The sequence below is a fragment of the Bradyrhizobium guangdongense genome (assembly GCF_006483445.1).
GTDB lineage: Bacteria > Pseudomonadota > Alphaproteobacteria > Rhizobiales > Xanthobacteraceae > Bradyrhizobium > Bradyrhizobium guangdongense_A.
On the sequence record NZ_PPPT01000066.1, the window covers coordinates 26,648 to 49,597 of the forward strand.

Sequence of the window (22,950 nt, forward strand, 5' to 3'; positions counted from 1 at the left end):
CTCAGAGGCTCCCCGACACGAAGCGCAGCAGGGTTGCGAGCAACGCCAGCATCAGCGCCGCCCCCAGGAACTCCGGGATCCGGAATACCCGCATCTTGGCGATCGACGTCTCGAACAGTGCAAGCAGGAAGCCGAAGACCGTCAGCTTGCCAATGTAGAGCAGCGCCCCCAGCGCCAGTGTCGCTGCACTGGCGTCGGCGGTTGCCGTCCCCCAGGGCACGAACACGCAGGCGATCAGCGAGACATAGAGCAGCAGCTTGAGCTGCGAGGACAGGTCGATCAGCGCAAGGTGGCGGCCGGAATATTCCAGCACCATGGCCTCGTGCACCATGGTGAGTTCGAGATGGGTCGCGGGATTGTCGACGGGGATGCGGGCATTCTCCGCGAGCGCCACAATGGTCAGTGCGACGAATGCCATGCCCAGCGATACGCGCAGGCCGACCGCATCGGAGCCCATGAACTCGGCCACGGTGGAGAGCTGGGTCGACCCCGCGATCATCGCGACCGCGAACACCGTCATCAGGATCGCGGGCTCGGCCAGCGTTGCGATCATCACTTCGCGGCTGGACCCGATGCCGCCGAAGGCGGTGCCGACGTCCATGCCGGCGAGCGCCTGGAAGAACCGCGCGCTGCCGAGCAGCGCGATGATGGCGATGAGATCGGCGGTCCAGGAGAACAAGAGGCCGTTGCCGAAGGTCGGCACCAGGGAGGCCGCCACCCAGGTGCCGGCGAACATCAGATAGGGAATCACGCGGAACAGCCATGAGGCGTTGTCGGCGAGCACGACGTCCTTGCGCATCAGGCGGACCAGGTCGCGATAGGGCTGCAGCAGCGGCGGCCCGCGCCGACGCAACAGCCGCGCCTTGGCCTTGCGCACGAAGCCGGTGAGCAGCGGCGCCAGCAGCAGCACCAGCAGCATCTGGGCGCCCTGCGAGAAGATGTCGCGCAGCACGTTCATAGCGACACCACGAGCAGCAGCACGATCAAAGCCACGAAAACCAGCGTCAGATAGCTGCGGATGGTGAGGAACTGCAGGACGTTGATACGAATGGTGGCGAAACCGATCGCAATCGCGATCGGCCCGTACAGGCCGTCCCAGATCAGGTCGCGCATCTCGACGGTGAGGCGCGCGGGCCGCGGCGAGGACGGCGGCGGCATCTCGCCGATTTCGCGGGCGGCGAAGACGAGGCTGCCGAACACGCGGCGGATCGGCTGCGAAAAGCTCGATGCGCTGTACTGGATCGCGGGGTCGGCATCCGGGTAACCGCAGTCCCAGGCCGGCGCGCGGCGCAGCCGGTCGGAGGCGAGGCGATGGATCGCGGAGGCCGCGGCCGTGCCGCACAACGCGGCGAAAACGAAGACCAGGAGGCCGTTATACGAGCTGCGGCTTTCGGCGATCGGCACGACGCTCAACCATTCCAGCCCGGTCTGGTGCGGCATGACGTTGCCGACCATGGCCTTGCTCACCGGCGCCAGCGCATCGATGAACAGACCGGGCAGGATGCCGGCCAGCAGACACAATGCGGCAAGCGAAAACATCGCAGCCAGCGAGAAGCGGTCGGTCTCATGCGCGGACGCTGCGACGTCCGAGCGCGGACGACCGAGGAAGCTGATGCCGTAGAGCTTGACGAAGCAGGCGGCGGCGAACGCGGCCGCCAGCGCCAACAGGCCGCCGATGGCGGGGACGATCAGTTTCAGCCCCCAGGACGGCAGTTGCGGCGAGAGCAGGATCGCCTGGAACATCAGCCATTCCGAGACGAATCCGTTGAACGGCGGCAGCGCCGAAATCGCGACGCAGCCGACCAGCATGGCGAAGGCCGTCTTCGGCATCCGATGGATCAACCCGCCGAGCTTCTCCATGTCGCGTACGCCGGTCGATTCCAGCACCGCACCGGCGCCGAAGAACAACAGGCTCTTGAACAGCGCGTGATTGAAGACGTGCAGCAGCGCCGCGGTGAAGGCCAGCGCCGCCACCCAGTCGAGCCCCTGCGCCTTGAAGGCGAGCGCGAGCCCGAGGCCGGTGAAGATGATGCCGATGTTCTCGATGGTGGAATAAGCGAGCACGCGCTTGATGTCGCGTTGCATCAGCGCATAGAGCACGCCCAGCGTCGCGGTCGGGCCGCCGGCAAGCAGCACGACCATGCTCCACCACCATTCAGGTTCCGGCAGCAGATCAAAGACGATGCGCACAAAACCGTAGACGGCGACTTTTGTCATCACGCCGCTCATCAGGCCCGACACGTGGCTGGGCGCTGCCGGATGGGCAAGCGGCAGCCAGGCATGCAGCGGCACCAGGCCCGCCTTGGAGCCGGTGCCGAGCAGCACGAGAATCACGACCAGGCTCGACAGCGCGGCGGAGGGATGTGAGGCGCGGATCGCGTCGAAATCGTAGCCGGGGCCGCTCGCCAGCGCACCGAAGGCCAGCAGCAGCGCGAGCGTGCCAAAACTTGCCATCAGGAGATAGACGTAGCCGGCGCGGATGTTCTCGGCGTCGCGATGATGCGACACCACCAGCGCCCAGGAGGTCAACGACATGAACTCCCAGGCCACCAAAAAGCTGAAAGCGTCGTTGGCGAGCACGACGACGCTCATGCCGGCGAGATAGGCCGGATAGAACGGCAGCACGCGGCCCGGCTGCTCTTCATGGCGGCCATAGCCGAGCGCGAACAGGCTCGCGGCCGCGCCGCCGAGATTGATGACGACGAGGAAGAACGCGGAGAGCGCATCGAGGCGGAAATGCGCGCCGAGCCACGGCAAGCCCACCGGCAGCGTCGTACGCAGCACCGGATGGGCGGGATCGAGGAGATGGAGCACTGCCGTGATGCACAGCGTTGCGGTGAGGACGAGACAGGCGCCGTAGAGCATGAACGACCCGCGCGGCCGCGCCGACAGCACGATTCCAACCGGCGCCAGCGCCAGCAGACATGCCACCGCCCATAGCACCACCGAAATCATCGCGGCTCCCGGATTGCGAATTGGCTCTGTACGGTCATCTGCGGTCCCCGCCCGGTGGAGCCTTCAGCCGCACCCCGCGCCCGCCGCCGGCGGACGCGGCGCCTTCGCCGATCAATTCGATGCCGGCGGCGGCCAACGCCTCGACCAGCTTCATCAACGAATCGACGTTGCCGCGAATCACGTCTTCGGACGCTTCCATGCGCTGGATCGTCGGCAGCGACAGCGAGCAGCGCTGCGCGAGCTCGCGCTGGTCGATCCCGAGCAGCGCCCGGGCGGCACGAAGTTGGGCGGCAGTGATCACGGGGCGGCACCTCCGTGGCAATCGTAGTGACTTAATTGCCAAGCTTAATACATGTAAAATGATGCATCAAGCATCAATTATATTGCACTGCACATCAGAAGACGTTCGTCCCCCGCGGAGCGCCTTAACCCAAAATTCGCTGCAACTTCAGGAACCTGCCTGCGAAAGCGGCCGATCATGGCGACGATAAAGCGGTCTCTGCTCTAATGGCGTGGCGTTGAAGGGGGCAAACGATCCATGGACGACCGTGACCAGCAGGTCGCCGGTACCGACCCGCATGTGCTGAACGGGCTGCTCGAACAGGCCGTGAATAATCTATCGCTCGGCATCGTCCTGTTCGACGCAGACCGCAAGCTCATCTTCTGCAATCAGCGCTACATGCAGATGTACGGCCTGTCGGCGGACCAGGTGCGTCCGGGCACGCCCACCAAGACGCTGATCGAGCATCGGCTGAAGCTCGGACTGAAGGTCCGCGGCGAGGCCAAAGACTATGTCCGCGCGCGCACCGAGGGCGAGATCCGCGACGAGCGAACCGTGCAGGAGTTCGCGGACGGACGCATCATCGCCTACGCCATTCATTCCCTGCCCGATGGCCGCGGCATGGCCACCCATGAGGACATCACCGAGCGCGAGGAGCTGAGCGCCCGACTGCACCAACGCAACATGCAGTTCGACATCGCAATCAACAACATGTCGCATGGCTTGTGCTTCTTCGATGCCGATCACCGCCTCAACGTGTGCAACAGGCTCTTCATCGACATGTACGGATTGCCCCCTGAGCGCGTTCGTGCCGGCATGCCGCTGTCGGAGATTTTCGAGCTGCGCTTCGAGGCCGGCAGCGTTCCCGAGATGACGCGCGCGGAATATGCGACATGGCGAACCGGGGTCGCCGTTTCGGCCGAACCCATCGACAGCATCGTCGAGATGAAGAACGGCCGCACCTTCAAGATCCGTCACCGACCCATGCCGGATCTCGGCTGGGTGGCGACGCACGAGGACATCACCGAGCAACGGCAGACCGAGCTCAAGATTGCGCATATGGCACACCATGATGCGCTCACCGACCTCGCCAACCGGAGCCTGCTCAACCAGCGGCTCGAGCAGGCGTTCACGTCGGGCGAAGCTTTTGCCATCCATCACATCGATCTCGACAAGTTCAAGTCCGTCAATGATACGCTCGGGCATCACGCCGGCGATGCGCTCCTCAGGGGTGTCAGCGAGCGCCTGCGCAAGCTCGTTCGCCCCTGCGACACGATTGCGCGCATGGGCGGCGACGAATTCATCGTTCTCCAGACGCCGATCGGCGACCGCAACGAAGCAAGCGCCCTCGCCGAATGCATCATCAGAGAGATGAGCATGCCGTTCGAGCTCGACGGACAGCAGACGACCGCCGGCGCAAGCGTCGGGCTCGCCATCGTGCCGGGCGATGGGGCAACGCCGGAACACGCGCTGCGCAATGCCGACCTGGCGCTCTATCGCGCCAAGAGCGACGGCCGCGGCACCTACCGCTTCTTCGAGCCCGCGATGGACGAGCAGGTGCAAAGCCGCCGCGCGCTGGAGCACGACCTGCGCAAGGCGCTGGCCGCGGGCGAGCTCGAGCTGCACTATCAGCCGCTGGTGCAGACCGGGACCGGCGGGGTCACGGGCGTCGAGGCCCTGATCCGCTGGCGGCATCCCGAGCGGGGCTTGATCCCCCCGAACAGTTTCATTCCGCTGGCCGAGGAGATCGGCCTCATCGTGCCGATCGGCGAATGGGTGATTCGCCAGGCCTGCATGACGGCGAGCCGCTGGCCGGACCGGCTGCACGTCGCGGTCAACATCTCGGCCGCCCAGTTCCATCATCCCGGCCTCGCCGAGGTGATCGTCAGCGCACTGGCGGGCTCGGGACTCGATGCGCGACGGCTCGAGATCGAGATTACCGAGAGCGTCCTGCTCCAGGACAAGGAGGGTACGCTGGCGATGCTGCATCGCCTGCGCGCGCTCGGCATCCGCATCGCGATGGACGATTTCGGCACCGGCTATTCGTCGCTGACCTATCTCCAGTGCTTCCCGTTCGACAAGATCAAGATCGACCGTTCCTTCATCCGCGACATCGCGACCGATGCCGGCTCGCTCAACATCGTTCGCGCCATCGCCGCGCTCGCAAGCGGCATGGGGATGGCGGCGACGGCGGAGGGCGTGGAGACGCAGGAGCAGCTCGCCTGCATCGCGGCCGAAGGATGCACGGAGGTCCAGGGTTTTCTGTTCAGCCGCCCACTGCCGGCTGCCGAGATCGAGCGCAAGTTCCTGTCGACTGAGGCACCGGCCGTGCCCGGCCGCTTCGCGGCGGCCTGATCGTCCGGCTCAAAACTCGTTCGCGATTTTCGAGAGCATCGCGATCAGGGCGTCGCGGTTGGCGGCCCCTAACAGCTCGTTGAGCCGCGCCTCGTGCTTGGTGGCGACCAGCTTCTTGGCGCGGGTCAGCACCGCCTTGCCCTTGTCGGTCAGCACCAGGATATGCGAGCGGCGATCGTTGGTGGAGCGGATCCGCGCGCAGAGGTCGCGGCTCTCCAGATTGTCCAGCATCGCCACGAAGTTCGGGCGCAAAATGCCGAGCGTGGAGGCGATCTCGGTCTGGTTACGGCCGGGGTTCTGCTCGACCAGCAGCAGCACGGAGAACTGTGCCGGCGTGAGCTGCAGCGAGGCGACGCAGCGCAAAAAGTTCTCGAACACCTTGAGCTGGGCGCGCTTGAGCACGTAGCCGAGCTGCTCGGAGAGCTCGCCAAGGTGCAGCGCCTCGGCCGGGCTGTCCCCGGCGTCCTTGCGCGACCTGGTCGCTTCCCCTGATTTTTCAACGGCTTTGGAAACGGTCATCGCCTGCTGCTCGCAATCCCGCTAAATTGGGGCTGGGTCGTTCCGCCGCCCTTGATGTTATATTTGATAATTGTTATGGACCATATCAAATATCGTCAGCGAATTTCAATGGCTGTGAACGGACCATCCACCGCGAAAGGCGGCGCCGGTCCGGACATCGAGGGGGAGCGTCCGGCTTGAACACGACCATCATGCTGTTCCTGGTGCAGGATGGCATCACCAATGGCGCGATCTACGCGCTGCTCGGCTTGGCGCTGGTGCTGGTATTTGCCGTCACCCGCGTCATCCTCATTCCACAAGGCGAGTTCGTCACCTACGGCGCGCTGACCTATGCCTCGCTGGCCTCCGGCCAGATGCCGGGCACGGCAAAACTCGCGCTCGCCATGGGCATCGTGGCTTTCGCGCTCGATCTGTTCGCGGCGCGCAAGGCGCTGCATGGCCGGCTGATCGCCCGCAGCCTTGCTGCCAATGTGGTGCTGCCGGCCATCGTGCTGGCGCTGACGCTGACCTATGCCGGCCAGAAGGCGCCGGTGCCGGTTTCCATGGCGCTGTCGCTGGTGATCGTCGCGATGATCGGCGTGTATCTCTATCGCATCGTGTTCCAGCCGCTGGCGCACACCTCGGTGCTGGTGCTGCTGATCGCCTCGGTCGGCGTGCATCTGGCGCTGCAGGGGCTGGGGCTGCTGTTCTTCGGCGCCGAAGGCCAGCGCGGGCCCGCCGTGCTGACGACCGCGTTCACCGCCGGGAGCCTACGCTTCACCGGTCAGAGCATCACGGTTTACGGCATCACCATCGCCTTCATCGTCGGCCTCTGGCTGTTCTTCGGCTGGACGCGCTACGGCAAGGCGCTGCGCGCCACCGCCGTCAACCGGCTCGGCGCACGGCTTGCCGGCATCCGTACCTCGCTGTCGGGACAGATCGCCTTCCTGCTCGCCTCCGTCATCGGCGCGCTGTCGGGCATCCTCGTCGTCCCCATCACGACGCTCTATTACGACAGCGGCTTCCTGATCGGCCTGAAGGGTTTCGTCGCCGCGATCATCGGCGGGCTCGTGAGCTATCCGCTGACCGCGGTCGCCGCGCTCGTCGTCGGCATCGTCGAGGCGTTCTCGTCCTTCTATGCCTCGAACTACAAGGAGGTCATCGTCTTCATGCTGCTGATCCCCGTGCTGCTGCTGCGCTCGCTCGCAGCTCCAGCGGTCGAGGAAGAGAAGGACTGACGCGCGATGAACGGACGGCTTCCCATTCTCATCTTTGCGCTCATCATGGCGGCGATCCCGTTCATTCCGGGCATGCCGCCGTTCTGGATCGTGCTCTTGGACAATATCGGCCTTGCCGCGCTGGTCGCGATGGGGCTGGTGCTGCTCACCGGCGTCGGCGGCCTCACCTCGTTCGGGCAGGCGGCGTTCGTCGGTTTCGGTGCCTACACGACCGCCGTGCTGTCGACGGCCTATGGCGTCTCGCCCTGGCTGACGCTGCCGCTGTCGCTCCTGGTCAGCGGCCTGTTCGCGGTGCTGCTCGGGCTGATCACCGTCCGTCTCTCCGGCCACTACCTGCCGCTCGGCACGCTCGCCTGGGGGCTCGGCCTGTTCTATCTCTTCAGCAAGCTCGAATTCCTGGGCCGTAACGACGGCATCTCGGCGATCCCGCCGCTGTCGATCGGCTCATACAAGATGCTGGATCCGGGCTCGATCTATTACGCGGTCTGGATTGCGGTGATCCTCTCGGCACTGGTGACGGTCAACCTGCTGGACTCCCGCACCGGTCGCGCCATCCGCGCACTGCGGCGGGGCCATATTGCGGCCGAGGCCTTCGGCGTACACACGCCGCGCGCAAAACTTCTGGTGTTCATCCATGCGGCCGTGCTGGCCGGCCTCTCCGGCTGGCTCTACGCCCATCTGCAGCGCGCGGTGAACCCGACGCCGTTCGGCGCGCAGGCCGGCATCGAATATCTCTTCATCGCGGTCGTCGGCGGCGCCGGCTATGTCTGGGGCGGCGTGCTGGGTGCGGCCATCGTCGTGATCCTGAAAGAAGTGCTGCAGAGCTACCTGCCGCTGATCGTGCAGGGCTCCGGGCAGGTCGAGACCATCGTGTTCGGCATCATGCTGGTGCTGCTGCTCCAGCTCGCACCCGGCGGCCTCTGGCCCTGGCTGATGTCGTTCCTGCCGCAAAAGGCCGTCGGCAAGAAGCCCGACACCTCGCTCACCCTCCCCGCGCGCGAGCGTACGCCCGGCCAGTCCAACATCCTGCTCCAGGTCGACAAGGCGCGAAAACAGTTCGGCGGCGTGATCGCGGTCAACAACGTTTCCTTCGACGTCCAGGCCCGCGAGATCGTGGCGCTGATCGGCCCGAACGGCGCCGGCAAGAGCACGACCTTCAACCTGATCACCGGCGTGCTCAGCGCCACCGCCGGCTCGATCTCGGTGCTCGGCAAGAAGGTCGACAACGCCCCGCCGCAGGAAATCGTCAAGCTCGGCATCAGCAGAACCTTCCAGCACGTAAAACTGGTTCCCGACATGACCGTGCTGGAGAACGTCGCGATCGGCGCGCATCTGCGCGGACATTCCGGCCCGATCTCCTCGATGCTGCGGCTCGACCGCGCCGATGAGGCAAAGCTGCTCGCGGAAGCTGCCCGCCAGATCGAGCGCGTCGGCCTCGGCGACCAGATGCACCAGCTCGCGGGCTCGCTGTCGCTGGGACAGCAGCGCATCGTCGAGATCGCACGCGCGCTCTGCGTCGACCCGATGCTGCTGCTGCTCGACGAGCCCGCCGCGGGCCTTCGCCACATGGAGAAGCAGCAGCTCGCAAAGCTGCTGCGTGATCTGCGCGACGGCGGCATGAGCGTGCTGCTGGTCGAGCACGACATGGGCTTTGTGATGAATCTGGCCGACCGTATCGTGGTGCTCGATTTCGGCACCAAGATCGCGGAAGGCACGCCCGCCACGATCAAGACCAATCCCGAAGTGATCAAGGCCTATCTCGGAGTGGCGGCATGAGCGCGCTGTTGTCAGTCACCGACGCGCACGTCGCCTATGGCAAGGTCGAAGCGGTCCGTTCGGTTTCGCTCGAAGTCGGCGAGAACGAGATCGTCACCATTGTCGGCGCCAATGGCGCGGGCAAGACCACGCTGCTCTCGGCCATCATGGGCGTCTTGCCGCTGAAGGGCCGCGTCACCTTCGCCGGCCAGGATCTCGCCCGCTACGAGATCGAGGATCGCGTCGCGATGGGCCTCGGCCTTGTGCCCGAGCACCGCGAATTGTTCGTCACCATGAACGTCGAGGACAATCTCGAGTTAGGGGCCTTCCGCATCGGCAAGGCGCAGATGAAATCCTCGATGGAGCGGGTCTACGGCCTGTTTCCGCGGCTGAAGGAGCGGCGCAAGCAGCTCGCCGGCACGCTCTCGGGCGGCGAGCAGCAGATGCTCGCGATGGGCCGCGCGCTGATGGGCGCGCCAAAACTGTTGATGCTGGACGAGCCGAGCCTCGGCCTCGCGCCGATCATCGTCGCCGACATCTTTCGCATCGTCACGGAGCTGCGCGCCAGTGGCGTGTCCGTGCTGCTGGTCGAACAGAACGCGCAGGCGGCGCTGAAGATCGCCGACCAGGCCTATGTCATGGAGCTCGGCGAATTCGTGCTCAGCGGCAAGGCAAGCGACATCGCCGCCAATGAGCGCGTCGCGGCAAGCTATCTCGGCTTCCAGCACGAAGGCGCCAGCACGGTGTAGCGCCTTTCTTCCTTCTCCCCTTGTGGGAGAAGGTGGCGCGAAGCGCCGGATGAGGGGTTCTCGCCACTCGTGAGACTGCTCGTGGGGATAGATACCCCTCACCCGGCTTCGATGCTCCACATCGAAGCCACCCTCTCCCACAAGGGGAGAGGGTGCACCGACCGTGCGGCGAAGCCTAGTTCGTAACCTTCTCACCCTTCAGCGCGGCCACTTCCGCCTCCAGCTCCGCAATCCGTGCATCGCGTTGGGCAAGCGCCGCCGCAACATCCGCCGCATCAAACTTCTGCGGAATATGCTGAGGGCAGTTCGTGTCCCAGGCCGTGATCTTGAACAGGATCACCTGCTCGGGCCGCGCCTTGTAGCCTTTCGGCATCAGCGATTGCACCAGCGCCGGATCGTCCTCGACCACGCGCGCCTCGCCCCAGATCTTCACGCGGCGGCGATGGGCGTAGTCCATCACGAAGATATAGGCCCTGGGATTCTCGGACAGGTTTCCCTGCGTGATGTATTGCCGGTTGCCGGCGTAGTCGGTGAAAGCCAGCGTCTGCTTGTCCAGCACCCTCAGAAAACCCTTCGGTCCGCCGCGATGCTGGATATAGGGCTGGCCGTCGGCCGCGGCCGTGGCGAAGTAGAAGCTGTTGGCATCGGCCAGGAACGCAGCGAGGTTTTCATCGACCTCGGTGCGCCAGCCGCGCTGCTCGGCATGGGCATAGGCCTCGCGCGAGCCCTTTCGGGTCTGGATCGACTTCACCGCGGGGGTAAAGGCGACGTCGCTTGGATAGGTGAGCGCAGAATCCATCGGACTTCTCCTGAAACTCCGGCGCGATTTTCGCGTCTTTCGGTCCTTAAGGTGCTCCTTCCCTCACTTAAAACAATCTTCCGTCTTGACACTTCATCATTGCAATATATGCAATAATGGCATGGACCGCCTCGAAGCCATGCAGGTGTTCGTCACCGTCGCCGATCTCAGCGGCTTTGCACCGGCGGCGCGCAAGCGGCGGCTGTCGCCCTCGGCCGTGACGCGGCTGATCGCCTCGCTGGAAGAGCATCTCGGCGCACGGCTGCTGCAGCGGACCACACGTTCTGTCACGCTGACCGATGTCGGCCGGCGCTATCTCGAGCGCGCCCGGCGGATTCTCGCCGATGTCGAGGAGGCCGACAGTTCGGCGCAAGAGGAGCGCACCCGGCCGAGCGGCCGGCTCGTCGTCTCCGCTCCCGTCGGCTTCGGCCGGCTCCATGTCGGCCCTGTCATGTCCGCCTACCTGAAGCGCTATCCTGATGTCACCGGTGAGTTGCGACTGTCGGATCATCTCATCAACCTCGTCGAGGACGCCGTCGATGTCGCGGTCAGGATCGGCCACCTCGCCGATTCCTCGCTGGTCGCCCGCCAGGTCGGCGAGATGCGGCGGATCGTGGTCGCCTCGCCCGACTATCTCAAGCGCCATGGCGAGCCGAAGACGCCGGACGATTTGCTCGCGCATCAGACCATCCAGTTCGGCCCGACGCCCTGGCGCTTTGTCCGCGACACCGGCGATGTCGAGGTGACGCCATCCCCGCGCTTCTCCAGCAACAGCGCCGACGCCGTGCTGCAATATGCCGAGCAAGGCGGCGGCGTGACGCGCGTGCTGGCCTATCAGGCGGCCGATCTCCTGAAGCGCGGAAAGCTGAAGATCGTGCTCGCAAAATATGAGCAGCCGAAATTGCCGGTCCACGTCGTCTATCCGACGTCGCGCCTGCTCTCGGCAAAGGTGCGGACGTTTATCGACGTGGTGGTGGAGACGACGGACTGGAAGTTCGGGTAAGATCTCGTGCCCCGGATGCTGCGCAGCGCGCCGCCCTTCGCAGCGTGATGCGCTGCTGATCCGGGGCCCACACCGCAATGGGTCCCGGCTCTGCGGAGCGGCACTTCGCGCCGCACCGCGTCCGGGACACGAAAACCGTCACCCCTTCTTCGGCACCACGCGGAATGTGCCGTTGGCGCGCGCGATCACGGCGTCGTCCGCCTTGATCAGGCTCTGCGCAAAGCAGATCGTCGAGCCCGTCTTGATCACCTCGCTTTCGACCGCAAGCCATTGGCCGATCTCGGCCGAGCCGACAAAATCGACCGCAAGCGTGATCGTCACGAAAGACGTGGTCCAGCCCGTTGCTTGCGCGCAGCTATAGCCCATCGCGTTATCGGCGAGGGACGCGATCAGACCGCCATGGATCAGGCCACGAGCGTTGGTGTGGGGCTTTGCCAGCCGCAACGCCATGACGACCGCCTTCTCGGTGCGCTTTGAATAGAGCGGCTCCCAGGGATCGGTGAAAGGGCTCTTGCGGAAATGCGGCTCAAAACCTTGGGGGATATCGGTCTGTGTCATCTGTCGCTCGCGTTGATTGGCTTTGGTCTATTGAACGCGAACGGCGTGACGAGTTCATCACCTACAAAGTTTTAAACGGGATTTGCGCAAACGTTTGAAACGGCCCGACCTGTGCGGATAGCGAACGGCGCGCCGGTTACGCAGGGGTGACCAGGCCTTGCGACTTTTGTCGCACCGCTTCTGTCCGCCTCGCCTGAGGCCCTCGCTTGTGGCCATCATCCGCCCGCGATAATTATGACCTATAACGTTTGGGCAGAAGGAGTGGGGTTCGCCGCATCGCGATAAGGCGGTGTCGGCGTAAGGCCGCAGGCCGCCTGTTCCGGCTTGAACAAACGTATAAGATAGATAACATGTTAACTAACGAGACCGGGCCAACGAAGCCTGCGCTCACTTGAAAGGGAGAGACGTCGATGAGGAAAGCGTGGTTGGCGTTGCTGGTGGCTGCCAGCGTGACGCCTGCGTTTGCGCAGGACAGGACCTTCGAATTGAAGATCTCGCACTGGGTGCCGGCTTCGCATCCGCTGCAGAAATCGCTGGAGGATTGGGCCGCGGCCGTGGAGAAGGATTCCGGCGGCACCATCAAGGGCAAGGTTTTCCCGGCACAACAGCTCGGCAAGGCGTTTGACCATTACGACATGGCCCGCGACGGGATCGCCGACGTCACCTATGTCAATCCCGGCTATCAGCCCGGCCGCTTCCCGATCATCGGCGCCGGCGAATTGCCGTTCCTGATCTCGGATGCCAAGGGCGGCTCGGCGGGCCTCGATGCCTGGTATCGCAAATACGCCGAGAAGGAGATGAAGGACGTCAAATACTGCCTCGCCTTCATCCATTCCCCCTCCTCCTTCCATTCCAAGACCAAGAAGATCGTGGTGCCCGAGGACGTGAAGGGCATGAAGATCCGCCCGGCGCACGCCACCATGGCGAACTTCGTGACGTCGCTCGGCGGCACCAATGTGCAGTCGTCCGCGCCTGAGGTCCGCGACATCATCGAGCGCGGCGTCGCCGACGGCGTCACCTTCCCCTGGGGCTCGCTGGTGCTGTTCGGCATCGACAAGGTGACGAAGTACGACATGGACGCGCCACTCTACGTCACGACCTTCGTGTTCGTGATGAACAAGGACAAGTACAATGCGATGTCCGACAAGCAGAAGGCCGCGATCGACAAGAACTGCTCGACCGAGATGGCGGGCGTCGTCGGCGAACACTGGGGCAAGTTCGAGGACGCCGGCATCGACAAGGTCAAGGCCGAGTCCAGCCACGAGGTCTACAAGCTGACGCCGGAGCAGACCGCGCAGTGGAAGAAGGCCGCCGAGCCGCTGGTCAAGACCTGGGGCGACGGCGTCAAAAAGAACGGCGGCGACCCGGATGCGGCGCTGACCGAGCTGAAGGCTTCGCTGAAGAAGTACAACGCGCTGGCTGAATAATTTCGACCGAAACAGAAGCGGCGGCGGGAATCCTCCCGCCGCCTTTTTCCTGCAAACTGGGGCATTCAGCACATGAAACGCGCCTGGATGGATCGCGTGATCGACTCGATCGAATGGATCGCAGCCGGTTTCGTCGGCATCGTCGCGCTCGACATCTTCCTGTCGGTCCTGTTGCGCAACACGCTGAACTATTCGATCCCCGATTCCTTCGACATCGGCCGCATGCTGCTCGGCATCCTCATCTTCTGGGGCATCGCAGCGACATCCTATCGCGGCACCCACATCACGGTCGACTTGGTCTGGGGCAATGTTGGGCCGCGTTACCAGCGCTGGATCGACGTGTTCGCAACGCTGGTGCTGCTGTTCGTCGTCACCGTGCAGACCTGGACGTTGTTCGACAAGGTGCGCGGCACCTATAACGACAACGTCCTGACCTTCGACATGCACATGCCGACCTGGCCGTTCTTCGCGATCGCCTGGATCGGCGACGTCTCCGCCGTGCTGCTGATCGCGATCCGCACCTACCGGCTGATCTTCCATCCCGAAGACATGCACGATCCCAAATTCAAGGCGACGGAGTAGACATGAGCACCGATGCCGTCGCCGTAATCGGCTTCGTTTCACTGTTCGCCTTGATGCTGCTGCGCGTGCCCGTCGGCATGGCCATGGGCCTCGTCGGCGTGTCCGGCTTCGCCTATCTCGTCAATGGCACCGCCGCGCTGAAGCTCGTCGGCCAGACCTCGATGCGCACGGTCACCGACTACACCTTCGGCGTCATCCCGATGTTTTTGCTGATGGGCTCCTTCGTCAGCCATTCCGGCATGAGCCGCGAGCTGTTCCGCGCCGCCAACGGCTTTGTCGGGCATCTGCGCGGTGGTCTCGGCATCGCCACCGTCGGCGCCTGCGGCGGTTTTGCCGCGATCTGCGGCTCGTCGGTCGCGACTGCCGCGACCTTCTCCGCGGTCGCCTATCCCGAGATGCGCCGCTTCGGCTATCCGCAGTCGTTTGCGACAGGCGTGATCGCGGCCGGCGGCACGCTGGGTGCGATGCTGCCGCCGTCTACCGTGCTCGCCGTTTACGGCATCATCACCGAGCAGGACATCGGCAAGCTCTTCATCGCCGGTATCATTCCGGGTCTGCTCGCGATGACCATGTACATGATCACCATCGCCCTGATCGGCTATTTCCGCCCCGATTTCCTGCCCAAGGGCAAGGTGCTGCCCTGGCGCGAACGGTTTGCCGGATTGAAGGAGATCTGGGCGCCGGTGCTGCTGTTCATCTTCGTCATCGGCGGTCTCTACGGCCTGCCCTATCTGCCGCGCTTCACGCCGACCGAAGCCGGCGGTGTCGGCGCCGCCGGCGCCTTCATCATCGGCGTGCTCACTGGGCGGCTGGACAAGGAAAAGATCCTCGCCTCGCTCTTGCAGGCGACGCGCACCGCAGCCGCGGTGTTCACCGTGCTGATCGGCGCGCTGATTTTCGGCTATTTCCTGACGGTGACGCAGACACCGCAGAAGGTCACGGAATTCCTCACCGGCCTCGGCATCGGCCCTTACGGCGTGCTGGCGCTGATCATGGTGATGTATCTCGTGCTCGGCTGCCTGATGGACGCGATGGCGATGATTATCCTCACCGTGCCGATCATCTTCCCCGTGGTCACGCATCTCGGTTTTGATCCGATCTGGTTCGGCGTCATCATCGTGATGACGGTCGAGCTCGGCCTGATCCATCCACCGGTGGGGATGAACGTCTTTGTCATCAAAAGCGTGGTAAAGGACGTCTCCTTCTCCACGATTTTCAAGGGCGTCATTCCCTTCGTCGTCACCGACCTGATCCGCCTCGTGATCCTGATCGCCTTCCCGCTGCTGGCGACGTGGTTGCCGACGCGCATGATGCAGTAAGAGGTGATGCGATGAGCACCCCGACGATCGAGACGAAATACGTCTTCACCCTCACCGTGCGCATCGGCGACGTCGTCACGGCGGGTGAGACCGGCACCGGCGTTCGACGCATCATCCCCATCATCGGCGGCGAGGTCACCGGCGCGGTCACCGGCAAAGTGCTGCCGTTCGGCGCCGACTTCCAGATCATCCGTCCCAACGAGCTGATCGATCTCGAAGCCAAATACGCCTTCGAGACCGACGACGGCGCCACCGTCTATGTGGAGAACAAGGGCATGCGCTTCGGCCCGGTCGACCTGCTACAAAAGCTCAAGCGCGGCGAGCCGGTCGATCCAAAACTGATCTACTTCCGCACCGTGCCGAAGTTCGAGACCGGACACGAAAAGTACCGCTGGCTGATGGAACACATCTTTGTCGCCTCGGCCGCGCGCCATGCCGACCGCGTGGTGATCGATGTGCATCAGGTGATGTGAGGGCCTGGAATATTGACATCCGCGATCTTGTGTGTATAAATACACACCATGAATAGCCGAGAAATCATCTCGGCCCTTCAGAGGGATGGCTGGGTCCAAGTGGCTCAAAAAGGCAGCCACACCCAATTCAAGCACCCGACGAAAACGGGCCGCGTCACCGTCCCCCATCCCAAGCGGGATATCCCGCTCGGGACCCTCAAGAGCATCGAGAAGCAATCCGGTCTGAAGCTGAGGTAGCGCGCATGCGTCACTACATCGGTCTTATTCACAAGGATGCCGACAGCGATTTCGGCGTGTCTTTTCCCGATCTCCCTGGCGTTGTCACGGCGGGGACGACGCTCGATGACGCGCGCGACATGGCCGAGGAAGCGTTGGCGCTTCATCTCGAAGGTTTGGCCGAAGACGGAGAGGCCATTCCTGAGCCGTCGTCTCTCGAAGAGATCATGTCGGATCCCGAAAACCGCTCAGGCGTCGCCATTCTCGTTTCGGTGAAGGACGAGCAGCCGAAAGTGGTTCGCGTCAATGTCACATTGCCCGGCGACGTGCTGGAGCAGATCGACCGCTACGCAGAAGCGCACGGCTTCACGCGATCAGGATTACTCGCTCAAGCGGCGAAAAAGTTGATCGCTGAAGCTGCGTGAGTCGCCGGAGCGTCCAGAACCACTCCCCGGGGTTATGGGTCCTGATTTCGCCAGGACGGCACCGGATTCAGGGCTTTTTCTCGCCGTCCTGATCACAGCCCCGCGGGCCGGGAATGGCCAGCGCACCCACCTCCATATTGACTCCTTCAAAATTCGTTATAGAACATAACTATTCTCAAAAGGACGCAAATGACACAGGGAAACGCCGATACCGCTGGTGCGGGGGCCTCGGGGCTGCTCAGGATCGAGAGGGCGGACAAGGTTTTGACCGTTGGTCTGAACCGGCCGGCCAAGCGCAACGCGCTCAATGACGGCATCATCCTGGAGATCGGCGAATGCTTTGCGACGCTACCTGACGACATCGGGGCGGTGGTGATCCACGGCATCGGCGACCATTTCTCCTCCGGCCTCGATCTCTCGGAATTGCAGGACCATGACGCCACCGGCGGCTTGTTGCACTCCCAGATGTGGCACCGGGTCTTTGACCGCATCCAGTACAGCCGGGTGCCCGTGATCGCCGCGCTGAAGGGCGCGGTGATCGGCGGCGGGCTCGAGCTTGCCTGCGCCGCCCATATCCGCGTCGCCGAGCCCTCGACCTATTTCGCGCTGCCCGAGGGACAGCGCGGCATCTTCGTCGGCGGCGGCGGCTCGGTGCGGCTGCCGCGCCTGATCGGCGTGGCGCGCATGATGGACATGATGCTGACCGGCCGCGTCTATTCCGCCACGGAAGGCGCCTCCTACGGCTTTGCGCAATATCTGACCGAGGCTGACGGATCGCTGCCGAAGGCGCTGGAACTCGCCCAGCGCATCGCTTCCAATGCGCCGCTGACGAACTTTGCCGTGCTGCAGGCGCTGCCGATGATCGCGGAGGCCAATCCGCAGACCGGCCTGTTGATGGAATCGCTGATGGCGACGGTGGCGCAGAGCGACAAGGAAGCCAAGCGCCGGATCCGCGAATTCCTCGAGCACAAGACCGCCAAGGTGAAGCCGAAATCATGAGCGCCCAGCCGTCCGCCTCTGAATCAGACCGCGGCGCGAGCACCGCCCCGCTCCGGCCGATCTCGTTCGGCACGCCCGCCGTCATTGTCGAGCGGCGCGACGACGGCACGATCTACCTGCGGCCGAAACAGCCGCTCGGCGACTATCCGGTCCGCCTCACCGACCGCCTGCATCACTGGGCCGCGACGACGCCGGACCGTGTCTTCATGGCCGAGCGCGAAGGCGGCCGCGGCTGGCGCAAGATCACCTATGCCGAGCTGCTGGCCTCCTCCAGGCACATCGCGTCAGGCCTGATCCAGCGCGGACTGTCGGCGGAAAAGCCGGTCGTCATCCTCTCCGGCAATTCGATCGACCACGCGCTGCTCGCCTTCGGCGCGTTCTATGCCGGCGTGCCGTTCTGTCCGGTCTCGCCGGCCTATTCGCTGGTCTCGAAGGATTACGGCAAGCTCTCCTACCTGATGAAGCTGTTGACGCCCGGCCTCGTGTTTGCCGAGGACGCCGACAGGTTTGCCGACGCGCTCGCTGCCAACGTCTCGCAGGGCACCGAGATCGCGGCGTCCTACGGCACGGTCGCGGGACGCGACGTCACGCTGCTCGCCGACCTCATGGCGACGCCTATCCATCCCAGACTCGACGAGGTGCATGGGAAAATCGGCCCGGACACGATCGCAAAGTTTTTGCTGACCTCGGGTTCGACCGGCAATCCCAAGGCCGTCATCAACACCCAGCGCATGATCTGCGCCAACCAGGTGATGCTGCGCGAGACGCTGGCCTTCCTCAAGGACGAGCCGCCCGTCATCATTGACTGGCTGCCGTGGAACCACACCTTTGGCGGCAACCACAATATCGGGCTGACGCTCTACAATGGCGGCTCGATGTATCTCGATGCCGGCAAGCCGGTGCCCGGCGGCATCGAGGAGACCGTGCGCAATCTCCAGGAGATTTCGCCGACGGTCTATTTCAACGTCCCCAAGGGCTATGAGTCGCTGCTGCCGTACTTGCGCGACGACCAGGGCCTGCGCGCAAAATTCTTCGACCGGCTGCATGCGATGTTCTTCTCGGGCGCGGCGCTGTCGCCCTTCGTCTGGAACAGCCTCGACGAGCTCGCGGTGAAGGAGAAGGGCTATCGCGTGCCGATGCTGACCGGCCTCGGTGCCACCGAAACCGCGCCGTTCTTCATGTCGGTCAATCCGAACACCAGCCGCTCCGGCCATGTCGGGCTTCCGGTGTCGGGCAACGACGCAAAACTCGTTCCGAACAACGGCAAGATGGAAGTGCGCGCCAAGGGCCCGAACGTGATGCCCGGCTACTGGCGCCAGCCCGACATCACCGCAAAGTCGTTCGACGAAGAAGGCTTTTACAAGCTCGGCGATGCGCTCAAGCCCGCCGATCCCGATGATTTCAACGCCGGCTTCGATTTCGACGGCCGCGTCAGCGAGGATTTCAAGCTCGCGAGCGGCACCTGGGTCAGCGTCGGTCCGCTGCGTGCGCGGCTCACGGCGGCCTGCGCACCGCTGGTGCGCGACGTCGTCATCGCGGGCATCAATCGCGACGAGGTCTCCGCGATCGTCCTGCTCGATCTCGACGGCTGCCGCCTGATCAACCCGACGCTGCCGGCCGACGATCTCACCGTCACCGCGCGCGATCGCCTCGTCCGCGAGGCCTTCCGCGAACGCCTGACCAAATTCCTGGAATCTGCGACCGGCTCCTCGACCCGGATCACCCGCGCGATCCTGCTCGACACGCCGCTCTCGATCGACAAGGGCGAAGTCACCGACAAGGGCTCGATCAACCAGCGTGCAGTGCTCGAACATCGCACTGATCTGATCGAAGAGCTCTATGCCGCCAATCCATCGGACCGTGTGATCACGGTCCGCTAACAGATACCGCCAAAGGAGAAAGCCATGTTGTTGAAGGATCAGGCAGCCATCGTCACCGGCGGCGCATCGGGACTGGGCGCGGCCACCGCGCGAAAACTGGCGGCGCAGGGCGCCAAGGTCGCGGTATGCGACCTCAATGCCAAGCTGGCCGAGACCGTTGCCGCCGAGATCAAGGGCGTGGCCGTGGTGTGCGACGTGTCCGACGCCGCCTCCGCTGAAGCCGCCTTTGCGGCTGCCGCAAAGGCCCATGGCCCGGCGCGCGTGCTCGTCAACTGCGCCGGTATCGGCGTTGCCAAGCGTGTCGTCGGCCGCGACGGTCCGATGGCGCTGGCCGATTTCGACAAGGTGATCAAGGTCAATCTGATCGGCACCTTCAACATGCTGCGCCTGGCCGCAACCGAGATGTCAAAGCTCGAGCCGCAGGCGAGCGGCGAGCGCGGCGTCATCATCAACACCGCCTCCGTCGCCGCCTATGACGGCCAGATCGGCCAGTCGGCCTATTCGGCGTCCAAGGGCGGCATCGTCGGCATGACGCTGCCGATCGCGCGCGAGCTTGCGCAGTTCGGCATCCGCGTGCTCACGATTGCGCCCGGCCTGTTCCTCACCCCATTGCTCGCCAACCTGCCGCAGGAAGCGCAGGATTCGCTCGCCGCCGCGATCCCCTTCCCGCGCCGGCTCGGCAGCGCCGACGAATTCGCGGCGCTGGCGCTGCACATGGTCGAGAATACCTATCTGAACGGCGAAGTGGTGCGCCTCGACGGTTCGCTGCGCATGGCGCCCAAGTAAGGCGAGAACCGCATGTTCGTGAACCGGCGCGAGGTCCAGATCCAGTGGGGCGACTGCGACCCCGCCAACATCGTCTATTATCCGCGCTATTTCGCGATGTTCGACGATTCGACGTCGACCCTATTCGAGGTGGCCGGCTTCTCCAAACAGGACCTGGTCAAGAAATACGGCCTGGTCGGCATCCCCATGGTCGACACGCGGTCAAAGTTCTACATCCCCTCGACCTATGGCGACTGGATCACCATCGAGACGAAGATCGAGAGCATCAAGCGCTCGAGCTTTGAGGTGAAGCACAACGTCTACAAGGGCGAGGCGCTGGCGATCGAGGGTTTTGAGACCCGCGTGCTGGTCGGCCGCGACCCCGTTAACCCCGACAAGCTGAAATCCGCACCGTTCCCGGCGGAAATGGTAGCCAAATTCACGGGAAGCTAAATCGCCGCACCATCCAAAGACGGGGCTGAATTCACGCTCGACTTCTGCTTACAAAGAAACAAACCAGGGAGGACATTAATGAAACGGTTTTATCTGACGGCTGCAATCACCGCTGCTTCGCTCGCGCTACCGGCACTGCCGGCGCTCAGCCAGACCGCCGAGGTCACCATCGGCATCACCACCACCACGACCGGTCCGGGCGCGGCGCTGGGCATTCCCGAACGTAACGCGCTGGAATTCGTGCCGAAGGAAATCGGCGGCGTGCCGTTGAAGGTGATCGTGCTCGACGACGGCGGCGATCCCACCACCGCGACCACCAACGCACGGCGGTTCGTCACGGAATCCAAAGCCGACATCATCATGGGCTCGGCGCTGACGCCGCCGACCATCGCCGTGTCGAACGTCGCCAACGAGGCCGGCATCCCGCACTTTGGTCTGGCGCCCTTCCCGATCACCCCGGAACGCATGAAGTGGTCGGTGGCGATGCCGCAGCCGATTCCGATCGTCGGCAAGGTGCTGTACGACCACATGAAGTCGAAGGGCATCAAGACCCTCGGCTATATCGGCTACTCCGACAGCTATGGCGACCTCTGGTTCAACGACCTCAAGGCGCAGGCCGTGCCGATGGGCATGACCATCGTGGACGAGGAACGCTTTGCGCGTCCCGACACCTCGGTGACCGGTCAGGTGCTGAAGCTCGTGGCCGCCAATCCCGACGCCATCCTGGTCGGCGCCTCCGGCACCGCGGCCGCTCTGCCTCAGACCGAGCTGCGCGAGCGCGGCTACCAGGGCCTGATCTACCAGACCCATGGTGCCGCCAGCATGGACTTCATCCGCATCGCCGGGAAGGCCGCGGAAGGCGTCCTGATGGCCTCCGGCCCGGTCATGGACCCGGAAGACCAGCCGGACGAAGCGGCGACCAAGAAGCCCGGCCTCGCGCTCAATACGGCCTATGAAGCCAAGTATGGCCCGAACAGCCGCAGCCAGTTCGCCGGCCACTCCTTCGACGCGTTCGAGATCCTCAAGCGCATCATTCCAACGGCGCTGAAGACCGCCAAGCCCGGCACGCCGGAGTTCCGCGAGGCGATCCGCCAGGCCCTGCTCAGCGAGAAGGAATTGGCGGCGAGCCAGGGCGTCTACAACTTCACCGAAAAGGATCGCTACGGGCTCGACGAGCGCTCGCGCATCCTGCTGACGGTGAAGGACGGCAAGTACAAGCTCGTCAAGTAACGCGCTGATACCACCGAGACGACCGGAGCCGGCCCCAAAAGGGCCGGCTCTTTTTTTGGGATGAAAACAACCCCATGCACAGTAGCCGATGACGTGGCGGCCGGGCATGCTGTGAGATCACCTAGCTCCTTGTTTGCGCAAGCGCTTTGGGGGAAGCCGCGCAGGTTTTGTGGCGCGCGGCCCTCCCGCTCGAAACGTGCTTCAGGCGGCCTTTCGCAGCTTGCTCCATGCAAATTCCGGATAATATTCGCTCATCATGCGATCGACATAGGCGGTGAGATTGCCGAACTCCTCGGCGCGTTCGCGCAGCTTGGATTCGAAGAACGGCGTCAAAATCCCCGCCAGCGCGCCGAAGGCGGTGGCATCGACGCCGGCCGGCTTGTTGCCCATCAGATAGGCCTTGTCGCCGAGCTGCACCGACAGCGCAAACAGCGAGCGCACGGCGAGATCGACATCGTCATCGGGCGCGTGGCGGCCGAGGCCGCTCAGCAGATAGTTCTCGGCGACGCGGAATTGCGCATCTTCGCGCAGTTTTTCGCGATTATGCTCCGGCGCGCCGTCGAAAAAATGCGACGGCCCCTTGGCAAAATTGGCGGGATCGACCCAGCGCGCGCCGACCAGGCCCCAATAGACGTGGCTCTCGACCATGCGCTCGAACGCCCAGGCCTGGGCGCGCTCGGCCTGCGACAGCCCGGCGTCGAAATCGAACCCGTAACGGCGCTCGATATGGGCGCGGATGAAGGTGGAATCGGCCACCGCCTCGCCGTCGTCGTCGATGAACGGCAACTGCCCCTTGGGCGAGGCCGGCGGCATCGCGCGCTCCTTGCGATAGGGCAGTCCCGCCATCTTCAACTGCACCTCCGTCTTGGTGACGAAGGGGCTGATTTCCGGCAGGCCGAACCCGGTGCCAAAGCCATAAAGCGTGATCATTCCGTTGCTCTCCTGAAGCGTTGTTGGGGAACCTAGTGCCACGCTGCTGCCACCATGGTGG

At 64.1% G+C, this 22,950-nt stretch carries 23 protein-coding genes; 16 read left to right on the top strand and 7 right to left on the bottom strand.

Annotated elements, in window-relative coordinates:
• Position 1 precedes the first annotated feature (1 nt).
• The 3 genes from C2U70_RS09690 to C2U70_RS09700 are packed head-to-tail and all read right to left on the bottom strand — an operon-like array spanning position 2 to position 3,256.
• Positions 2-958, bottom strand: coding sequence for a respiratory chain complex I subunit 1 family protein (locus C2U70_RS09690; protein ID WP_140977780.1), 957 nt, complete (start codon positions 956-958; stop codon positions 2-4).
• Complete coding sequence (gene hyfB, locus C2U70_RS09695) at positions 955-2,955, bottom strand: hydrogenase 4 subunit B (protein ID WP_140977781.1); 2,001 nt, start codon at positions 2,953-2,955, stop codon at positions 955-957. The genes C2U70_RS09690 and hyfB overlap by 4 nt, the downstream gene beginning before the upstream one ends.
• A gap of 34 nt (positions 2,956-2,989) precedes the next feature.
• A complete protein-coding gene (locus tag C2U70_RS09700) occupies positions 2,990-3,256 on the bottom strand; it encodes a helix-turn-helix domain-containing protein (protein WP_140977782.1) in 267 nt (88 codons plus the stop codon).
• A 237-nt stretch (positions 3,257-3,493) separates the two neighbouring features.
• On the opposite strand from C2U70_RS09700, the gene C2U70_RS09705 reads away from it, so the two are divergent.
• On the top strand, positions 3,494-5,590 hold the full coding sequence (locus C2U70_RS09705; protein WP_140977783.1) for an EAL domain-containing protein: 2,097 nt from the start codon (positions 3,494-3,496) through the stop codon (positions 5,588-5,590).
• Positions 5,591-5,599: 9 nt separating this feature from the next.
• Here C2U70_RS09705 and C2U70_RS09710 read toward each other — a convergent pair whose 3' ends face one another.
• Complete coding sequence (locus tag C2U70_RS09710) at positions 5,600-6,109, bottom strand: MarR family winged helix-turn-helix transcriptional regulator (protein ID WP_140977784.1); 510 nt, start codon at positions 6,107-6,109, stop codon at positions 5,600-5,602.
• A gap of 176 nt (positions 6,110-6,285) precedes the next feature.
• Here C2U70_RS09710 and C2U70_RS09715 point away from each other — a divergent pair, with 176 nt between their 5' ends.
• The 3 genes from C2U70_RS09715 to C2U70_RS09725 are packed head-to-tail and all read left to right on the top strand — an operon-like array spanning position 6,286 to position 9,830.
• On the top strand, positions 6,286-7,326 hold the full coding sequence (locus tag C2U70_RS09715; protein WP_186294161.1) for a branched-chain amino acid ABC transporter permease: 1,041 nt from the start codon (positions 6,286-6,288) through the stop codon (positions 7,324-7,326).
• A 6-nt stretch (positions 7,327-7,332) separates the two neighbouring features.
• On the top strand, positions 7,333-9,102 hold the full coding sequence (locus tag C2U70_RS09720; RefSeq protein WP_140977785.1) for a branched-chain amino acid ABC transporter ATP-binding protein/permease: 1,770 nt from the start codon (positions 7,333-7,335) through the stop codon (positions 9,100-9,102).
• Complete coding sequence (locus tag C2U70_RS09725; RefSeq protein ID WP_140977786.1) at positions 9,099-9,830, top strand: ABC transporter ATP-binding protein; 732 nt, start codon at positions 9,099-9,101, stop codon at positions 9,828-9,830. The genes C2U70_RS09720 and C2U70_RS09725 overlap by 4 nt, the downstream gene beginning before the upstream one ends.
• A 175-nt stretch (positions 9,831-10,005) precedes the next feature.
• On the opposite strand, the gene C2U70_RS09730 is transcribed toward C2U70_RS09725, so the two are convergent.
• Positions 10,006-10,629 (bottom strand): pyridoxamine 5'-phosphate oxidase family protein, encoded by a 624-nt coding sequence (locus tag C2U70_RS09730; protein WP_140977787.1) that lies wholly within the window; start codon positions 10,627-10,629, stop codon positions 10,006-10,008.
• Positions 10,630-10,750: 121 nt separating this feature from the next.
• On the opposite strand from C2U70_RS09730, the gene C2U70_RS09735 reads away from it, so the two are divergent.
• On the top strand, positions 10,751-11,632 hold the full coding sequence (locus tag C2U70_RS09735) for a LysR family transcriptional regulator (protein ID WP_140977788.1): 882 nt from the start codon (positions 10,751-10,753) through the stop codon (positions 11,630-11,632).
• 138 nt (positions 11,633-11,770) lie between these two features.
• On the opposite strand, the gene C2U70_RS09740 is transcribed toward C2U70_RS09735, so the two are convergent.
• Complete coding sequence (locus tag C2U70_RS09740) at positions 11,771-12,190, bottom strand: PaaI family thioesterase (protein ID WP_140977789.1); 420 nt, start codon at positions 12,188-12,190, stop codon at positions 11,771-11,773.
• Positions 12,191-12,600: 410 nt separating this feature from the next.
• Here C2U70_RS09740 and C2U70_RS09745 point away from each other — a divergent pair, with 410 nt between their 5' ends.
• From C2U70_RS09745 to C2U70_RS09795, 11 genes are all read left to right on the top strand, one after another.
• Positions 12,601-13,617 (top strand): TRAP transporter substrate-binding protein, encoded by a 1,017-nt coding sequence (locus tag C2U70_RS09745; protein WP_140977790.1) that lies wholly within the window; start codon positions 12,601-12,603, stop codon positions 13,615-13,617.
• Positions 13,618-13,689: 72 nt separating this feature from the next.
• Positions 13,690-14,199, top strand: coding sequence for a TRAP transporter small permease (locus C2U70_RS09750; protein ID WP_140977791.1), 510 nt, complete (start codon positions 13,690-13,692; stop codon positions 14,197-14,199).
• A gap of 2 nt (positions 14,200-14,201) precedes the next feature.
• Positions 14,202-15,518, top strand: coding sequence for a TRAP transporter large permease (locus C2U70_RS09755; protein ID WP_140977792.1), 1,317 nt, complete (start codon positions 14,202-14,204; stop codon positions 15,516-15,518).
• 11 nt (positions 15,519-15,529) lie between these two features.
• Positions 15,530-15,991, top strand: coding sequence for a DUF3237 domain-containing protein (locus C2U70_RS09760; protein ID WP_140977793.1), 462 nt, complete (start codon positions 15,530-15,532; stop codon positions 15,989-15,991).
• A 48-nt stretch (positions 15,992-16,039) separates the two neighbouring features.
• Complete coding sequence (locus C2U70_RS09765; RefSeq protein WP_140977794.1) at positions 16,040-16,228, top strand: type II toxin-antitoxin system HicA family toxin; 189 nt, start codon at positions 16,040-16,042, stop codon at positions 16,226-16,228.
• A gap of 5 nt (positions 16,229-16,233) precedes the next feature.
• Positions 16,234-16,632, top strand: coding sequence for a type II toxin-antitoxin system HicB family antitoxin (locus tag C2U70_RS09770; protein ID WP_140977795.1), 399 nt, complete (start codon positions 16,234-16,236; stop codon positions 16,630-16,632).
• A gap of 189 nt (positions 16,633-16,821) precedes the next feature.
• Complete coding sequence (locus C2U70_RS09775) at positions 16,822-17,631, top strand: crotonase/enoyl-CoA hydratase family protein (RefSeq protein ID WP_140977796.1); 810 nt, start codon at positions 16,822-16,824, stop codon at positions 17,629-17,631.
• A complete protein-coding gene (locus C2U70_RS09780; protein ID WP_140977797.1) occupies positions 17,628-19,511 on the top strand; it encodes a feruloyl-CoA synthase in 1,884 nt (627 codons plus the stop codon). The genes C2U70_RS09775 and C2U70_RS09780 overlap by 4 nt, the downstream gene beginning before the upstream one ends.
• Before the next feature lie 24 nt (positions 19,512-19,535).
• The gene (locus C2U70_RS09785) at positions 19,536-20,297 is read left to right on the top strand and encodes an SDR family NAD(P)-dependent oxidoreductase (protein ID WP_140977798.1); all 762 of its coding nucleotides are present in this window, start codon (positions 19,536-19,538) and stop codon (positions 20,295-20,297) included.
• Positions 20,298-20,309: 12 nt separating this feature from the next.
• Positions 20,310-20,729 carry an acyl-CoA thioesterase gene (locus C2U70_RS09790; protein ID WP_140977799.1) on the top strand — a complete coding sequence of 140 codons (420 nt, stop codon included), beginning with the start codon at positions 20,310-20,312 and terminating at the stop codon, positions 20,727-20,729.
• Between the two features lie 78 nt (positions 20,730-20,807).
• Complete coding sequence (locus tag C2U70_RS09795; protein ID WP_140977800.1) at positions 20,808-21,959, top strand: ABC transporter substrate-binding protein; 1,152 nt, start codon at positions 20,808-20,810, stop codon at positions 21,957-21,959.
• Between the two features lie 201 nt (positions 21,960-22,160).
• On the opposite strand, the gene C2U70_RS09800 is transcribed toward C2U70_RS09795, so the two are convergent.
• On the bottom strand, positions 22,161-22,889 hold the full coding sequence (locus C2U70_RS09800) for a glutathione S-transferase family protein (RefSeq protein WP_140977801.1): 729 nt from the start codon (positions 22,887-22,889) through the stop codon (positions 22,161-22,163).
• Positions 22,890-22,950: the final 61 nt, after the last annotated feature.

What these genes read in the sequence shown, in the direction of transcription:
- C2U70_RS09705 (WP_140977783.1), top strand. Translation starts at nt 3,494, where the DNA reads ATGGACGACCGTGACCAGCAGGTCGCCGGTACCGACCCGCATGTGCTG.
- C2U70_RS09800 (WP_140977801.1), bottom strand. Translation starts at nt 22,889, where the DNA reads ATGATCACGCTTTATGGCTTTGGCACCGGGTTCGGCCTGCCGGAAATC.
- C2U70_RS09725 (WP_140977786.1), top strand. Translation starts at nt 9,099, where the DNA reads ATGAGCGCGCTGTTGTCAGTCACCGACGCGCACGTCGCCTATGGCAAG.
- C2U70_RS09710 (WP_140977784.1), bottom strand. Translation starts at nt 6,109, where the DNA reads ATGACCGTTTCCAAAGCCGTTGAAAAATCAGGGGAAGCGACCAGGTCG.
- C2U70_RS09740 (WP_140977789.1), bottom strand. Translation starts at nt 12,190, where the DNA reads ATGACACAGACCGATATCCCCCAAGGTTTTGAGCCGCATTTCCGCAAG.
- C2U70_RS09795 (WP_140977800.1), top strand. Translation starts at nt 20,808, where the DNA reads ATGAAACGGTTTTATCTGACGGCTGCAATCACCGCTGCTTCGCTCGCG.
- C2U70_RS09730 (WP_140977787.1), bottom strand. Translation starts at nt 10,629, where the DNA reads ATGGATTCTGCGCTCACCTATCCAAGCGACGTCGCCTTTACCCCCGCG.
- C2U70_RS09775 (WP_140977796.1), top strand. Translation starts at nt 16,822, where the DNA reads ATGACACAGGGAAACGCCGATACCGCTGGTGCGGGGGCCTCGGGGCTG.
- C2U70_RS09770 (WP_140977795.1), top strand. Translation starts at nt 16,234, where the DNA reads ATGCGTCACTACATCGGTCTTATTCACAAGGATGCCGACAGCGATTTC.
- C2U70_RS09765 (WP_140977794.1), top strand. Translation starts at nt 16,040, where the DNA reads ATGAATAGCCGAGAAATCATCTCGGCCCTTCAGAGGGATGGCTGGGTC.
- C2U70_RS09760 (WP_140977793.1), top strand. Translation starts at nt 15,530, where the DNA reads ATGAGCACCCCGACGATCGAGACGAAATACGTCTTCACCCTCACCGTG.
- hyfB (WP_140977781.1), bottom strand. Translation starts at nt 2,955, where the DNA reads ATGATTTCGGTGGTGCTATGGGCGGTGGCATGTCTGCTGGCGCTGGCG.
- C2U70_RS09735 (WP_140977788.1), top strand. Translation starts at nt 10,751, where the DNA reads ATGGACCGCCTCGAAGCCATGCAGGTGTTCGTCACCGTCGCCGATCTC.
- C2U70_RS09755 (WP_140977792.1), top strand. Translation starts at nt 14,202, where the DNA reads ATGAGCACCGATGCCGTCGCCGTAATCGGCTTCGTTTCACTGTTCGCC.
- C2U70_RS09750 (WP_140977791.1), top strand. Translation starts at nt 13,690, where the DNA reads ATGAAACGCGCCTGGATGGATCGCGTGATCGACTCGATCGAATGGATC.
- C2U70_RS09790 (WP_140977799.1), top strand. Translation starts at nt 20,310, where the DNA reads ATGTTCGTGAACCGGCGCGAGGTCCAGATCCAGTGGGGCGACTGCGAC.
- C2U70_RS09720 (WP_140977785.1), top strand. Translation starts at nt 7,333, where the DNA reads ATGAACGGACGGCTTCCCATTCTCATCTTTGCGCTCATCATGGCGGCG.
- C2U70_RS09780 (WP_140977797.1), top strand. Translation starts at nt 17,628, where the DNA reads ATGAGCGCCCAGCCGTCCGCCTCTGAATCAGACCGCGGCGCGAGCACC.
- C2U70_RS09785 (WP_140977798.1), top strand. Translation starts at nt 19,536, where the DNA reads ATGTTGTTGAAGGATCAGGCAGCCATCGTCACCGGCGGCGCATCGGGA.
- C2U70_RS09690 (WP_140977780.1), bottom strand. Translation starts at nt 958, where the DNA reads ATGAACGTGCTGCGCGACATCTTCTCGCAGGGCGCCCAGATGCTGCTG.
- C2U70_RS09745 (WP_140977790.1), top strand. Translation starts at nt 12,601, where the DNA reads ATGAGGAAAGCGTGGTTGGCGTTGCTGGTGGCTGCCAGCGTGACGCCT.